Raw genomic sequence first — 14,641 nt, 5'->3', positions numbered from 1 at the left:
TTGACTATCTTGTGCAAACTGATCATCTGACATTCACACTTAACACGCAAAAACAGCAAGCCTTACTAAAAAATCAGATCACAGAATTTGCAAACAGCGTGCATTTTATTAGCTTGTCGATTAGTAACTGGACTGAAAATATTACCGGACAGGCTGGTTTTGACGGTACAGTCAGTTTTGTTGCTCGTTATATCCATGGTAATAAACTGGAAAGCCTTGCAGAAAAATCGTATTTTATATTCAAAGAGCGCTGGTTTTATGTTGAGGGACAGATTACCGCTATACCAGGGCGGCAAATAGGCCGGAATGATCCTTGCCCGTGTGGCAGTGGTAAAAAGTTTAAGCACTGTAGCCCGCACTCTGCGTCCGGCATAACTGCGGATACAAATTAGCCACTAACGGTCAGGCTGCTGCTTGCTGTAACTGTTGTAAAACTTCATAAAGTGCAGCCGGATCAGCCTCATCCCGCGTTATGCCCTCACCGCCGCTACGCCGGCGTTTACTATGAAGATCCAGGTTCTGATTCACCTCAGCGGCCAACTTGGTGTTATCGTCCGTTAACACCATTGGCCCCGGCTCCAGATACTGCTGCAATTTTAGTTGAGCCAATCCCCCGTCATGAAGAGCCTGATTTTGCCGGCTTAATTTCGCCAGATCCTGCCCCTGCCAACCAAAACCTCTTGGCTCAGGCAATGAAAACCGGGCGTATAAGTTACTGGTTCTCGTTCGGGGTTCTGGTTGCGGAGTCTGAAACTGTGCCATCTCATCAATGGCCGGCGACAAAAATGCCAGCAACAAGCTAAAGTCAGCTCGGTGGCTCTGGTTAAGCGCTTTATTTAGCCGGCAATCGAGTTGCCATTCGTTAATAATAGGAGTCATAGCAGCTTATTAAACTTTGATTGTCTGGTTTATCGGCTGTTGGTTGCAAAAGTTAAGTAAATTGCTTTACATAAAAAGACAGTTTGGTAATATGCGCACACTCGTGGAGGGGTTCCCGAGTGGCCAAAGGGATCAGACTGTAAATCTGCCGGCACTGCCTTCGAAGGTTCGAATCCTTCCCCCTCCACCATTTCCGCTACGTTAACCACTGCGATAAACGACTGTTCCGTTTAAATTATATTGCTTGCCAATCCGCCTTATTTTTCCGACACTTGGCTTATTCAGGTTTGAGTACAGGCACTAATGCATAATAAGACTTTGGAAAATCAACGGGTATTGATCGTTGATGACCAGCGCGCATTTCAGCTGATGTTCAAAGGTGTGCTCTATTCTATGGGGGCAACCAATGTCGCATTTGCTCTCACAGGCGAGCAGGCTCTGGCTAAATGCAGTAATGCAGATTATGACATACTCTTTGTCGACTATCATTTGGGAATCGGCAAAAACGGTAAACAGCTGCTTGAAGATTTGCGCCAGAAAAAGTTACTAAAACCCCACAGCATTTTTATGCTGGTTACCGGAGAAAATTCGGTGCCAGTTGTAGTCAGCGCAGTCGAACTTGAACCTGATGACTACCTTGTAAAACCTTTCTCGCAAAGTGTTTTACGAAGCAGAATAATCCGGCTTCAAAAGAAAAAAACACAATTAGCTGAATTATTTCAGGCACTTTATGATAAAAACGCTGAACAGGTAGTCGAGCTGTGTCAGCAGGAAATCAACGCTGCGGGGCGCTATCAGCAATTTTGTAAACGGGTACTTGCAGAAAACTTATTATCACTGCAACGTTACAACGAAGCAGAGCATCTTTTGCAAGCTTGTTTGGATCAACGACGCAATGGCTGGGCATTATTGCTGATGGCCAAAGTATGTTTTGAACAACAACGATGGCTGGAATGTCAGGCTTTATGTGACGAAGCGCTGGAAGAGAACCGGTTGCTGGCTGAAGCACTTGACGTTAAAGCGCGCTGCTACCTGGCCGAAAATGACCCGGAGCAGGCATTTTGCTGTATTCAAACCGCTACCGATATTGCCCCCTACTCCATACATCGTCAGTATTTATATATGGATATCGCTCACGCCTTGCAGGATACCCATGCCAAGGTTCTGGCAAGCAAACAGCTTTATGAAATCACCCGTCGCTCAACGCGACAGGATGTCATCCACCTACTTAATTATATTCGCAGCATCATTGCAGCAGCGACGCTTAGTGACGATCCGCAGCAATGTAACCGTTATTCACAGGAAGTTGCAATAGCACTGCAAAGAGCTCGTCGGGATGATAGCTTAATCCGTGAAACTGACTTTGATTTATTTGAAATCTTGTGTCAGGCCAGATTGGATTCATTAAGCGGTCAACAATTCCAGGCAAAAAAAACCTTTGCGATGGTCGCAGAGCGCGCTGAAACCGAGCCGCTGATTTTACCCGATACAGTTTTTTTACTTAACCAGATTGGCGAATTTGAGCAGGCAGAAAAACTGGCTTCACTTATTGAACCGGCAATGAAAGCTGAACCCGTTTTAGCCCGTCTGTTGTCTGATCAACAACGACACAACCAATCACAGCAACAGCATTTTACCCAGTTGAACAAAGATGGTATCCGACAATACAAAGAGGGCCAACATCTGGCAGCGCTTGCGCTATTTGAGCAAGCACTGGAACTGGCACCGATGAATACAGGCTGTGCGTTAAATGTTATTCAAACCAGCTTACAACTCCTTAAAACGCAGACATATAATGCCGCAGGGCATATGCTTGAGCGCTGCAAGAAAGCATTCAGAATTGTTGATAACATGCCCTTACCCGAACATCATCGCCAACGTTATCAGGAGTTGTTTAGTCAATTCTCTCAACTAAAGCAGCAAAAGCGGCAAAAACGGCGAACCTAAACCGGATGAACTTAGATCTGTACGGCAGATCAACCCATCGTTAATTGATCGGCTAATTCGCTGACCAGTGCACTTGCACCAATTCGCATTGTTGCGCTGGTCGCCGTTATACCGGTTATCTGTTCATATAAGTCAATTAACTGCAGCGCCTGAGCAATGGTCCTCACCCCACCTGAGGCTTTAAAACCAACTGGCCGGTTTGCAGCAGCAATAATTGTCAGCATAATTCTGGCTGCCTCTTCAGTAATACCAACGGCCACTTTGCCAGTGGATGATTTTACAAAATCTGCGCCGCAGTCAATAGCCAGCTGTGTTGCACGGGCAACCTGCTGGGCCGTGATCAGTTCACCTGACTCAATAATAATTTTTAAACAAGTGTCTGCAGAACAGCGCCGTACTTCTGATAAAAAATCAGCAACCTGTTGCAACTCCCCGTTGAGTAAAGCCTGATACGGCATGACACAATCAATTTCGGTAGCCCCTGCTGTCAAAGCCGCTTTAATTTGTTGACATACTAGTGGAAGTGGCATGTCGCCATGCGGAAAATTCACGACAGTCGCCAGTTCAAATGATTGCGCCGTTTCTGCCTTAAAATGCCTGAGCTCATTAAGATATTCCGGATAAACACAATAGGCAGCAACAGCTACAGGGAGCTGCGGTTGCTGCTTTAGCCAATCTGTCATCAGCTGTGTCTGGTCGCTATCGTTCAGGCGGGTTACATCAAGCAGTTTCGATAGCTGTAATAAGCGCAATCTGTTAATCATTTGATCATTTCCATTTTGGTACTCCACACCAGACCAATGTCATAAAATAAGCCTGGCAAACACTGAGTTGCAGAGTAAACCAGAACTAAGTAACAAAGCAAAATGAGAAAAAAATAATTTTTAAGGAATTTTTTAGTCATTAGCGGGTCATAGCTAACAGTTGTAATGTTGTGTTTACTTCTCTCCCTGAAATAAGATGTTCATTTTGGCGCCGGTTTTGAAACCGGCGTTTTTTTATGATGAATATGCCTGAAGCAATCTGATTTATATGGCTAATTGCTGTTGATAGTACCTCAACCAAGCCTGGGCCTGAGGGTAATCTGGAAGATAGCGGCTAACTGTATGCCAGAAATTCGGCGAGTGATCCATCACCTGACGATGCACCAGCTCGTGCACCATAACGTAATCACTGACCCAATCCGGCGCCATAATAAGCCGCCAGTTCAGGCCTATTATCCCTGAACTGTCGCAATACCCCCAACGCCTTTGCCATTGCCCGAGATTTAACTGACGATAATCAACATTGATAACGGCAGCCCAAACCTGTAACCGCTTGTTAAAACTTGCTGTCGCTTGTGCTTTAAGCCACTGATTAAGCAATTTATCGTGCCATTTTAATAAGTTAGTGGCATCGACGCGGTGACTAACCGCAATAATTAAAGTGTTATCGTTAAAAAACACATCACTATTCGCTGACCGGCAAAAAACAACATTATGTCGATTGCCTTTAAACAGGATTTCTGCTTCCTGTTGCCAGTTTACAGTGGGCAATAGCGCCTGCTGTCGTAATAAATGTCGCTGGATCCACGGTTGTTTGGTTGTTACAAGCTGCTCGATTTGCAAGTTGCTGCAGCCAATTGGCGCCCGTACTGTTACCTTGCCCTGACTCACAATAATTGCCAGACTACGGCGGCGGCTATAGACAATCTGGTATTCGGTTAACTCGCTGTTAGCAGTAGATATGATCAACAAGCCGCTCCTTGCAGACTTACCGTCCGGCAGACCGGCATGTTATGATGCCAACCTGTTCCAGATTGAGGCATTAGGCAAAACATGAAAATAATCTCTTTTAATATTAATGGCATTCGTGCACGACTTCATCAGTTGCAGGCCCTAATCGATAAACACCAGCCGGATATCATCGGCTTGCAGGAAATTAAAGTACATGATGAAGAATTTCCAATGACGCAGGTAAAAGCCATGGGCTACCATGTTTACCATTTTGGTCAGAAAGGTCATTATGGCGTAGCTATTTTAAGTAAACAAGCCGCCAGTCATATGCAATATGGTTTTCCCGGTGATGCTGACGATGCGCAGCGTCGGATGCTGATTGGTCAATATACATTAGCAAATGGTAAAACCCTGACGGTACTTAATGGCTACTTCCCCCAGGGCGAGAACCGCAACCATCCGACAAAGTTTCCTGCTAAAGAGAAATTTTATGCCGATCTGCAACATTATATTGAGCAAAATCACAGCACAGAAGATTATCTGACGGTGATCGGCGATATTAATATATCACCAATTGATCTCGATATTGGTATCGGCGAGGCTAATGCCAAACGCTGGTTACGCGAAGGTAAAACGTCTTTTCTGCCGGAAGAGCGTGCCTGGCTGCAAAAACTGAAAGACTGGGGGCTGGTTGACACCTACCGACAACTTTATCCTGAAGATGTCAGCCGGTTTAGCTGGTTTGATTATCGTTCAAAAGGGTTCGATGACAACCGGGGACTGCGCATCGATGTGGTAATGGCCACGCAACCACTGGCTGACCTATGCACCGAAGCAGGTATCGACTATGAACTGCGAGGTATAGAGCGTCCGTCAGATCATGCTCCGGTTTGGTCTGTATTTAAGCTTGAAAACGGTTTGTAACTTTCGTTCCTCGGGTCGATGCGGCTTATAACCAGGGCCGCATAAAAGTTTTGTCCAATTGTTTGTAAGCAATAGCCAGGGTATGTGCCAAATCAGAATAAAGCCGGGGTTCAGTAACGGTTGTGGTCTCAACACCATGCTCACGCATTTGCTGACGAAGCTGCCGGCACCAACTGACTAAACTGGGTGGCAGCCGACTGGAAGACCTGACGCCCAGCCAATACAAGCCTTGTAAGGGCATTGATAGAATAAACAGCATCATCGCTAAAATTTGGCCAGTAAAGGCGCTGCCGAGCAGCGTTAACTGAATAAAAGCCGTTAACACTGCCAGACCGGGTAAGTAACGAATGGCAAGATTGGTTAACTGAATAATTTTATTTTCAGGAAAGACCGGATTAAGCTCAGGTTTTACCGGCCATATCTGGCTGTACTGACGCCCTTCACGCAACAGCGCAAACAATTTCATAGCAAGAGCCTCGTGTTATTACAACGGCCAATTTTTACTTTAGCACATTTTAATTACGGTGCGCAGATTAACTTGTATCACATAGCAACTGCATTTTTTAATCTTCATATCAGTAAATTTACCTATATAAGGGTTATGCAAATTCAAGGCCAAATTAATTAAGTAGAAAATTCATCGCCTTAATCAGATGTCATGGGGTTACCAACAATCTTACCCACAGAAGCTGTGGACAAATTAAAGCAGCAGACAACAGTGACAGCGGCAGCTGTCAGAATTTTTATCAGCAAAAATAAAGCTTTCAATAAGAATTCATCTCCAAGTCATCGTTATGTCATATATGGCGTTATCAGCTTTGAAAAAAACAGCTCTAACAGCAATTCTCAGCAAGTAACAGCAGAAAAATCCTGTCGTTTACGATAGTATTACCTGCATAATTTTTTCAGATTACCATCAGATATAGTGCCCGTTTTAAAATAGGTAATGCATTTCTATGATTAATATGTACGGTATTAAAAACTGTGACACCATAAAAAAAGCCAGAGCGTGGCTTGAGCAGCATCAAATTGACTATCAGTTTATTGATTATCGAAAGGACGGTCTCAGCGCTGAACTTCTGAACACATTCAGCAAGCACCTCGGATGGCAGAACCTGTTAAATACCCGCGGTACTACTTACCGGGCTTTACCGGCGGCGAGCAAAGCTGAACTGACAGAGCAGACCGCATTAGCACTGATGTTACAACAGCCAGCAATGATTAAAAGGCCGCTGCTAAAGGTTAATGATACCTATATCATTGGCTTTAATAATGAACAATATCAAAAACTTCTGGAAGACTAACATGAACTGGCTAGATCCACAGCACAACCCCGTTTTGTCACTGGCAATGGATTTGATCGCAAGAGAGTCAGTGACTCCAAATGATGCCGGTTGTCAGCCATTACTGGCAAGCCGCTTAGCGGCTATTGGTTTTCATAACGAAGTGCTGGCGTTCGAAGATACTCTTAATCTGTGGGCCAGACACGGCCAGGACAAACCATTATTCTGTTTTGCCGGTCATACTGATGTTGTGCCCACCGGACCTCAAGGCCAGTGGCATACCCCACCTTTTACTCCGACTATTATCGGTGACAATTTATTTGGTCGTGGCGCTGCTGATATGAAAGGAAGTCTGGCTGCGATGATCGTGGCCACTGAACGCTTTCTGACGGTGTGTCCTGAGCCTGCTTTCAACATTGCCTTTCTACTTACCAGTGATGAGGAAGGCCCTTTTATAAACGGTACTGTACGGGTCATTGAAACACTGGAACAGAGAAATGAAAAGATAACCTGGTGTTTGGTGGGTGAGCCTTCCAGCGGCCAGAAACTGGCAGATGTGATTAAAAACGGCCGGCGTGGCTCTTTAACCGGACACCTGACGGTTAAAGGTATTCAGGGACATGTTGCCTACCCTCACCTGTCAGAAAACCCAGTGCATAAAGCTGCTCCCGCGCTGGCAGAGTTGGCCAGCGAACAGTGGGACCACGGCAATGCTTATTTCCCGGCAACCAGCTTTCAGATTGCGAATATCAACGCGGGAACCGGTGCTTCCAATGTTGTACCGGGAGAGCTGAAAGTCATGTTTAACTTCCGCTATAGTACAGAAGTAACGGCAGAACAATTACAACAACGTGTTTATGCCATGCTGGATAAATATGGTCTGAATTATCAGTTAGACTGGATTCTGAACGGACTGCCGTTTCTGACAGACAGCGGTAGCCTGGTTCAGTCTGTGGTCGCTGCAGTAGAGCAGATCCAGGGGTTTACCCCCCGCCTGGAAACAACCGGCGGTACCTCGGATGGTCGTTTTATTGCGCCCACCGGTGCACAGGTAGTCGAACTGGGCCCCTGTAACGCTACTATTCATAAAGTTAATGAATGCGTGTCTATTCATGATCTGACAGTACTTGCCGATATATATCAGGCGCTGTTAGCACAGTTACAGCAAAAGCTAACTGCATGAATATTGTCACACCAGGTGCCGATATTCTGACCGGCTGGAGTGAATCTCATCTGCGCTTACTGGCTGACGGCCAGTTAATTCATGCTCAGATGCATGCAGCATGGCAGCAATTACTGCAGGCTGCTGCGGCTGATGGCATAACAATAACTATTGTTTCGGCTTATCGAAGTTTCAAGCGCCAGGCAGCCATTTGGCAGGCAAAATGCGACGGTTTACGTCCGGTTTATAATCTTCAGCAACAACCGGTTTCTGTTGGCTCCCTTGAGGGGCTGGCCAAACTTGAAGCGATTTTGTTGTATTCAGCCTTACCGGGTGCCAGCAGGCATCATTGGGGCACCGAGCTGGATGTCTATGACGCCTCAGCAGTAACATCAGACTACCGGCCGCAACTATTGCAAAGCGAATATCAGCAAGCCGGGCCTTTTTACAAACTACACCAGTGGCTTGAATCTGAAGCAGCGAAATTTGGTTTTTTCCGCCCCTATCAACACTACCGTGGTGGGGTTGCCGCAGAACCCTGGCATCTGAGTTATGCACCTATTGCCAAGCCTTATATGAAGGCGTTAACACTGCAAACCTTACACCAGTGTCTGCTGCAACATCCAGTTGCTGAGCAACAAGCTGTGCTGGCTAATTTAGCGCAACTGTATCAGACTTACGTTATTAATATTTCTGAGGACAGCTGATGAACTGGCCGTTATTCTGGGCACTACTAATTGGCTTTGGCATGATCATCGGTAATATTATGCTGATAAAACATTCAGCCAAAATCAAAATGCCCAGCCTTAAGGATGCGAAAGAAACGCATCCCACTGTGGCTGGCAGCAAAGAAGATATCAGTTATCATCGCGCTGATGCTGAAAAGCCGAATAGCCCTGAGTAAAACGTTGTAACTGATCCCGCAGGTTTGGCGGCGTACCTTTGATAATTAATGTATCCGTAGCGGCATCATATTGTACCCGCTCGCCAAGTAACTTTTCCTCAAAACTCAGTGATATACCACCGCCGGCACCGTTAAACTTCACCATCTTTTTCAACTCTTTTACTTCAACCGGAAACTGTTCTGCCACTTCAAGTTGCTGCTCAGCACAATAATGTAAAAACCCGTTTTCCTGCTCCGGATCAACCACCGCAGACAGCTCAGCCAGCACCACATCCTGACCCGCCCTGGCCCGCTCTTCACAGTAATCAAAGACCTGACGCCTGGCAGAGGTTTTTTCGGCTTGTTCAAATTCCGCCGCGGCAAAATACTCCTCAACAGACGACAATACTTTCTGACTATTCTGGCGGGCATCGGTACTTTCAACACAGCCAAGAAAATCAAGAAAGAAGTCGGCTACCTTGCGCCCTGCTCTGCCCCGGATAAAGCTAATGTAATTGCCAGCTGCAGCATTTACGTTGTACTCAGTCAGATCTAATCTTGCTGCCAGTTGCATCCTGGCGATATCAAGGTGGCGGGATGTTGATAGATCAAGCTGTTCTGTTAAGGCAAAATGATCTTTACTGCCTAACAGGCAAACCAGAAGAAATTCGCTGGCCAGATAGCGATAATGGCCCAGCACAAGATAACCGGTTTCCGGCAACTGATGAGTACTTAATTGGGTAAGCAACGTATCAGTCATGGCTTTGGCAAACCCCAGATAGTCTGTATCACCTGCCTGCCAGCTGGCCAGTGCAGCAGACACTGTCTGATCTTTTTCGGGGATAAAACTGGCATAGCCTTTAGCTGGTTTACCATTATAGGCCAGGTGCAGTTGCTCCAGCAGCGTCGATACTGACTTATCAGTCCCAATAAGTTGCTCCCGATAATGGGCGCTGTGCTCACCACTTGCTGACAGATCAATATAGTTAATAGCTAAATGCAAAACATCAACGGACATAATTTTTCCTGTTTTTACTGAAATCTGATACTATTCTGTAGTCTGAATATTATATTAATCTGAGTGTCGCATGCCCATTGTATCAAAGTATTCCACTGCACAAATTGAAAATCTGGTAAACGAGTTACTGGAGACCCTGCACGCTAACAAAGCGACGACAGAGCTTGCCCTGATGTGTTTAGGAAATGCAGTCAGTCATGTGATTAACAGCAGCATTCCTGGCGCACAACGCGCCGCTGTTGCCAGTCATTTCAGTCAGGCGTTAGCCGATGCTGTTAACGCTAAAAGTAACTGATCCCTAATGGTCATTGAACAAAATTTGTCGCTGGTAAAAAAAGTCAATCGGCTGCTCAGCTGGGGCCATTGGTTCAGTTTTTTTAATACCGTACTGGCGTTGGCGGTTACCAGTATCTATTGGTTATCTGAGCCCTCTCCCGAAACATTGCTGGGCTGGGTTTACCTGTTTTGCTACTGGCTTGGACACACCGCCTTTTTGTGTTTTATGTTTTTTATCGTTACCGTGTTTCCGCTATCGCTGATATTTCCGTATCAAAAACATGTGCGGGGACTGGCAGCGCTGTTGGCCACTACCGGCATGGTAGTATTAATTTTCGATGCCTATGTCTACGCCAATCTGGGGTATCATATAGGTAGCACCTCATATCATCAGACAATCGAGCTGTTGCGACAGCAAGTTGTAACCAATCTGCGTAATTTTATTCTGATAGTCAGCGGTGTCGCTGCAATCCTTATCGCAGTTGAACTGGTGCTAAGTAATTATTGCTGGAAAAAAATTGCCCGGCTTAAGCAGAGCCATATCAGTCGACCGCTGCTGGTGATCTTTATTGGCAGTTTTATGTTAAGCCATCTGATCCATATCTACGCAGATGCCCGCCTGAAGTCGGATGTGACCCGACTTGACAATGTCTTGCCTTTTTCTTACCCGGCAACTGCCAAAAGCTTTTTGGCCAGATACCAGTTAGTCGACCTGGCTAAGCGGGCGCAGCGGCAGGCTGACAGACTGAGCATTTCCAGCCCAGAGCTCAGCTTACGCCAGCTGCATTGTTCGACAACTCAAGCTGAACCCATACTGGTGCTGGTTACAGATCATATTGCCGGTGATACCGCTGATTTTCTGCGTCAGCAAGGCTTACGCTGGCATGAGCAACACTTTGCTCCAAACAATACCACTGAAGCATTATTACACTTGCTTTATGGTCAGTTTCTATTGACCGAAAACAGTCAGTATCAATTAAACCAGGCACCGGCATTTATTGAGCAGCTGCCCGCTAACACTCTACATATTCATAGTAAGTGGCCGGCAATCAGTGCCCGGTTGCCATGGCTGTCGGCGGTAACGGAAACAGAGACGGCAATTGCCAATATCGTTTTTGATAATTCACCTGATGTTAACTGGACAGACTATCAGCGTTATAAGCAGATTATGATATTACCACTGACCAGCCAGCAACCAGCTTTTGTGCTGGCACCGGTCAAAATATTGATCCGCTGGTCTGATTTACATGAGCAATTAAAACAGCATAATTCGCAGCATCTGGATTTATTGCCCACTTTGCTAAGTTCCGCAGGGTGCAGCACTGAAGAAAGCTGGCTTGGTGATAACCTGTTAGAAAGACCTGACCGGCCTAAACTTAGTATCAGCAGACAGGATATTGTCAGTATCCGTAAAGATAAAATGGTAGTGTTACGTCAGGATGGCAGCTACGGCGTTTGGTCTGCCGGCACCTTACTGCCGCTGAACGAAAAACTTGATACCCCAATGTTAACCGACGCGTTAAAAAGGCTGGAACCAGCACGATAATATCGTGGTTTATTGCAGCGTTTTCGGGATTTTAAGCTTAGGCCGTTTGCCTGCAAGTTCAAGCTCTGCCAGGTGAAACAAATTAGTAAAAACAATCGGCGGCGCAAGCTCACTAAAACGTTCCAGATATGCGATCTGGGCATCTTTGACTAATTGCTGGTACAACTGGTCGTAGCGACTATATCCATCGTATGAATAAGGCTCATCCAGCTCTGCCAGGCCGACTTGCTGCTGCCTACGCATAAACCAGTTCAGTAAAAACTCGTACTGTTTGATATCTAACCATTGCCTGCAATCCATTTTTTTACCCTGGCGTCTTATAAAACCCTTGTGCTGGCACGGCATTAGTGCCTGAACCTCAATAATCAATATTTACGATTAACAGTAACGCTTTAATTCACTTTAAACAATTTAGAGCAGCGTTATTATGCCATTAAACCTGAATGGAGTTTACTAAATGCTGAAAACAACAACTTTTGCCATCATGCACTTCAGTATCGCTTTCACTGTTACTTACGTCATTACCGGTGATTTGGTTCTGGGTGGTCTGGTTGCAGTAATTGAACCTGCAGCCAATACCGTAGCCTATTTTTTTCATGAAAAAATCTGGCAACGGCTGCAGCAGCGGACCGGGCAGCCGCGGGTAGGTTTTTATAAAAGCCATACCGTTAAATTGTAGTCGTTTTCTTTAATAAGCTCAGCAGCTGGCAGGAAAAGACGATACAATAAGCCCAAAGCACCTAACTATGGATAACAAATGATTGCACTGGGCACCCTGAACACCTTAACCGTTAAAAAGCAGGTTAAATTTGGCTTTTATCTTGATGGTTTAAGTTGGGGAGAGATATTACTACCTAATAATGTCGCACCTCAAGGGTTGCAGATTGGCCAGGCTTTGCAGGTTTTTCTTTACCTTGATTCAGAAGATCAGCTTATCGCCACAACAGAAAAACCAGCGATCATGGTCGGCCAGGTAGCGATGCTGCCGGTCGTCGCAGTTACTAAGGTCGGGGCGTTTTTGAACTGGGGCCTGAAAAAAGACCTGTTGGTTCCTTTCAGCGAACAACAGATCCCATTGAAGGAAGGCCAGCGATATTTAGTTTACTGTTATGTTGATGTCAGTAATCGGATTGTTGCATCAACCAAATTAGACCGTCATCTGCATAAAACCCTACCTCAATATCAACCGGGTGATAAAGTCGGCGTGATTATCAGCGACCAGACGGACATTGGTTATAAAGCTGTGGTCAACCAGCAGCACTGGGGTGTACTTTATAAAAACGAGGTTTTTAAACCACTGCGCCGTGGAGACAAACTCACCGCCTACATCGTAAAAGTGCGCGAGGATGGTAAAATAGACTTGCGGTTAACAGCGACGACTTATAAACAAGCGCTGGAACTGACTGAGCAGATTTTGCAAAAGCTTAAACAAAATGATGGCAAACTGACCTTAACTGATAAAAGTTCCCCAGAGCTGATTTACGAAACATTTGGTGTAAGTAAAAAGGCATATAAGCAAGCGATCGGCGCGCTTTATAAAGATAAGAAGATTGTTATTTTAGACGCCGGCATCATGCTGGTGGGCCGCTAATCTGGCAACTTCAGCCAGTATGGCCAAGCTTCATCTTTTATTCAACTGGCTGCTAAAGACATTTCAACGCCATTCCGGCTTAATGGCGGTATTAGCTTTTGTAAGTGGTATTGCCAGTTATCTGCTGGTAGACCGTAAAGAGTCCGTCGCTCAGTTTATTGCCGTTTTTATGTTAATCAGCTGGATATTGCTGATAGCCGAAAGCTGGCTTAAAACCAGCTTAGTACGACGGTTTGGTTGGAAATTATCACCTGTTGTCCTTCGATTTCTGACTCAATTAGTTCATCAGGAGAGCTTGTTCTTTGCTCTGCCATTCTTTCTGGTTGTTACCAGTTGGGATCATCCTCAGGCCGTGTTTACCAGCCTCGTTCTGTTGTGTGCCTTTATCTCAATTACTGACCCCCTATACTATAAATTTTTAGCCACACGTTACGCCCTGTTCGGGGCGTTTCATACTTTTGCCCTGTTTGTCGTGATGTTGGTTGTACTGCCATTGCTTTTACAGCTGACAACCCAGCAAAGTCTTATTGCAGCCATTCTGTTGGCGCTGATATTCAGCTTACCCAGCCTGATCCGGATTTTACCTGCTGGTCACTGGTGGCGCCTGCCTCTGCTGTTCAGTGTACTGTGTCTGATGGCTCTTAGTTTGTGGCAACTGCGAAGCTGGATCCCTCCTGCAGGGATCCGGCTTACCGATATTACGGTCTCTTATAAGGTAAATACTGAGCATCGGTTACCCGGTGCCCACATCAGGCAACTGGATAGCACAGATTTACAACAAGGTTTATATGCCTGGACAGCAGTGCGGGCACCAAGAGGATTAAAAGAACAGGTTCATCATGTCTGGCTGCACAATGGCCGGGAAGTGGATAGGATTGTGCTGGACATACAAGGCGGGCGCGAGGCCGGGTATCGGGCCTGGAGTCATAAACAGGTATTTCCTCCGTATCCTGAGGGCAACTGGCAGGTGCAGGTGGTTACTGAATCCGGGCGCTTAATAGGTCTTACCCGTTTTAAAGTCACTAGACAAGAATGATATGATTTAGCACCTGCAAAGCCCCGTTGTTTTCTTCTGTCAAAGACGATAAAAAAAAGGGCCATGCGGCCCTTTTTATAGTCAGGTTTTAATCTTTAAGGCGGTCAAACTCTTTTTCAGCCTGTTCCCGGCTCATGCCATAACGTTCCTGCATGACACCGATAAATTTATCAAGGTTACCATCGACCTGTTTAATATCATCCTCAGTCAATTTACCCCATTTTTCCTTCACAGTACCTTTCAACTGACGCCACTTGCCTTCTGCAATATCACTATTCATATCATGCTCCATTAGTTTAAGGACCAAAGTCTCGCCGTAGCCCTTTGTAAAGTGTCAGCTACGACAAACATATATCTAATGGTTGCAAAGCCCATACCAAT

General features: G+C 45.7%; 19 protein-coding genes and 1 tRNA gene. 13 read left to right on the top strand and 7 right to left on the bottom strand.

The genetic code is table 11. From position 1 onward, the window contains the following. Positions 1-392, top strand: a 392-nt coding sequence (locus R3177_RS03485) for a YchJ family metal-binding protein (protein ID WP_318969649.1), incomplete at its 5' end; no start/stop codon positions are given. Between the two features lie 10 nt (positions 393-402). On the opposite strand, the gene R3177_RS03480 is transcribed toward R3177_RS03485, so the two are convergent. Beyond that, positions 403-879, bottom strand: a complete 477-nt coding sequence (locus R3177_RS03480) for a VC2046/SO_2500 family protein (protein WP_318969648.1) — start codon at positions 877-879, stop codon at positions 403-405. A gap of 105 nt (positions 880-984) precedes the next feature. Here R3177_RS03480 and R3177_RS03475 point away from each other — a divergent pair. Further along, positions 985-1,069: transfer RNA gene (locus R3177_RS03475), tRNA-Tyr, on the top strand. Between the two features lie 113 nt (positions 1,070-1,182). Further along, positions 1,183-2,826, top strand: a complete 1,644-nt coding sequence (locus tag R3177_RS03470) for a response regulator (protein WP_318969647.1) — start codon at positions 1,183-1,185, stop codon at positions 2,824-2,826. Between the two features lie 29 nt (positions 2,827-2,855). Here R3177_RS03470 and deoC read toward each other — a convergent pair whose 3' ends face one another. Next, complete coding sequence (gene deoC, locus R3177_RS03465) at positions 2,856-3,590, bottom strand: deoxyribose-phosphate aldolase (protein ID WP_318969646.1); 735 nt, start codon at positions 3,588-3,590, stop codon at positions 2,856-2,858. A gap of 264 nt (positions 3,591-3,854) precedes the next feature. After that, a complete protein-coding gene (locus R3177_RS03460; protein ID WP_318969645.1) occupies positions 3,855-4,559 on the bottom strand; it encodes a SprT family zinc-dependent metalloprotease in 705 nt (234 codons plus the stop codon). 84 nt (positions 4,560-4,643) lie between these two features. Here R3177_RS03460 and xthA point away from each other — a divergent pair, with 84 nt between their 5' ends. Continuing rightward, the gene (gene xthA / locus R3177_RS03455; RefSeq protein WP_318969644.1) at positions 4,644-5,465 is read left to right on the top strand and encodes an exodeoxyribonuclease III; all 822 of its coding nucleotides are present in this window, start codon (positions 4,644-4,646) and stop codon (positions 5,463-5,465) included. 25 nt (positions 5,466-5,490) lie between these two features. Here xthA and yfbV read toward each other — a convergent pair whose 3' ends face one another. Next, a complete protein-coding gene (yfbV, locus tag R3177_RS03450) occupies positions 5,491-5,931 on the bottom strand; it encodes a terminus macrodomain insulation protein YfbV (RefSeq protein WP_318969643.1) in 441 nt (146 codons plus the stop codon). 490 nt (positions 5,932-6,421) lie between these two features. Here yfbV and R3177_RS03445 point away from each other — a divergent pair, with 490 nt between their 5' ends. The 4 genes from R3177_RS03445 to R3177_RS03430 are packed head-to-tail and all read left to right on the top strand — an operon-like array spanning position 6,422 to position 8,814. Beyond that, the gene (locus R3177_RS03445) at positions 6,422-6,769 is read left to right on the top strand and encodes an ArsC family reductase (protein ID WP_318969642.1); all 348 of its coding nucleotides are present in this window, start codon (positions 6,422-6,424) and stop codon (positions 6,767-6,769) included. Between the two features lies 1 nt (position 6,770). After that, entirely contained in the window at positions 6,771-7,931 is a 1,161-nt protein-coding gene (gene dapE / locus R3177_RS03440; RefSeq protein WP_318969641.1) for a succinyl-diaminopimelate desuccinylase, read from the top strand. Then, complete coding sequence (locus tag R3177_RS03435; protein WP_318969640.1) at positions 7,928-8,617, top strand: M15 family metallopeptidase; 690 nt, start codon at positions 7,928-7,930, stop codon at positions 8,615-8,617. The genes dapE and R3177_RS03435 overlap by 4 nt, the downstream gene beginning before the upstream one ends. Continuing rightward, the gene (locus R3177_RS03430; protein WP_318969639.1) at positions 8,617-8,814 is read left to right on the top strand and encodes a DUF2897 family protein; all 198 of its coding nucleotides are present in this window, start codon (positions 8,617-8,619) and stop codon (positions 8,812-8,814) included. The genes R3177_RS03435 and R3177_RS03430 overlap by 1 nt, the downstream gene beginning before the upstream one ends. Here the strand turns inward: R3177_RS03430 and yejK are convergent. Further along, on the bottom strand, positions 8,768-9,811 hold the full coding sequence (gene yejK / locus R3177_RS03425) for a nucleoid-associated protein YejK (RefSeq protein ID WP_318969638.1): 1,044 nt from the start codon (positions 9,809-9,811) through the stop codon (positions 8,768-8,770). The genes R3177_RS03430 and yejK overlap by 47 nt on opposite strands. Positions 9,812-9,881: 70 nt before the next feature. Between yejK and R3177_RS03420 the strand changes: the two genes are divergently transcribed. Both R3177_RS03420 and R3177_RS03415 read left to right on the top strand, forming a co-directional pair. Beyond that, positions 9,882-10,106: a DUF1414 domain-containing protein gene (locus R3177_RS03420; protein WP_318969637.1), complete on the top strand. Its 225-nt coding sequence runs from the start codon at positions 9,882-9,884 to the stop codon at positions 10,104-10,106. A 6-nt stretch (positions 10,107-10,112) separates the two neighbouring features. After that, positions 10,113-11,633, top strand: a complete 1,521-nt coding sequence (locus R3177_RS03415) for a DUF3413 domain-containing protein (RefSeq protein ID WP_318969636.1) — start codon at positions 10,113-10,115, stop codon at positions 11,631-11,633. Positions 11,634-11,642: 9 nt separating this feature from the next. Here R3177_RS03415 and R3177_RS03410 read toward each other — a convergent pair whose 3' ends face one another. Further along, the gene (locus R3177_RS03410) at positions 11,643-11,933 is read right to left on the bottom strand and encodes a hypothetical protein (RefSeq protein ID WP_318969635.1); all 291 of its coding nucleotides are present in this window, start codon (positions 11,931-11,933) and stop codon (positions 11,643-11,645) included. Positions 11,934-12,090: 157 nt separating this feature from the next. On the opposite strand from R3177_RS03410, the gene R3177_RS03405 reads away from it, so the two are divergent. The 3 genes from R3177_RS03405 (at position 12,091) to R3177_RS03395 (ending at position 14,260) form a co-directional block, all read left to right on the top strand. Beyond that, a complete protein-coding gene (locus R3177_RS03405; RefSeq protein WP_318969634.1) occupies positions 12,091-12,312 on the top strand; it encodes a DUF2061 domain-containing protein in 222 nt (73 codons plus the stop codon). Between the two features lie 78 nt (positions 12,313-12,390). Beyond that, positions 12,391-13,224 carry a S1 RNA-binding domain-containing protein gene (locus R3177_RS03400; RefSeq protein ID WP_318969633.1) on the top strand — a complete coding sequence of 278 codons (834 nt, stop codon included), beginning with the start codon at positions 12,391-12,393 and terminating at the stop codon, positions 13,222-13,224. A 19-nt stretch (positions 13,225-13,243) separates the two neighbouring features. Beyond that, positions 13,244-14,260 carry a DUF5924 family protein gene (locus R3177_RS03395; RefSeq protein ID WP_318969632.1) on the top strand — a complete coding sequence of 339 codons (1,017 nt, stop codon included), beginning with the start codon at positions 13,244-13,246 and terminating at the stop codon, positions 14,258-14,260. Between the two features lie 88 nt (positions 14,261-14,348). Here the strand turns inward: R3177_RS03395 and R3177_RS03390 are convergent, their stop codons facing one another. After that, positions 14,349-14,540 (bottom strand): CsbD family protein, encoded by a 192-nt coding sequence (locus R3177_RS03390; RefSeq protein ID WP_318969631.1) that lies wholly within the window; start codon positions 14,538-14,540, stop codon positions 14,349-14,351. Positions 14,541-14,641 lie beyond the last annotated feature (101 nt).

Origin of the sequence: Arsukibacterium sp., from assembly GCF_033722355.1 — a bacterium.
Lineage (GTDB): Bacteria > Pseudomonadota > Gammaproteobacteria > Enterobacterales > Alteromonadaceae > Alishewanella.
This window is presented reverse-complemented; position numbering and strand designations above follow the sequence as displayed.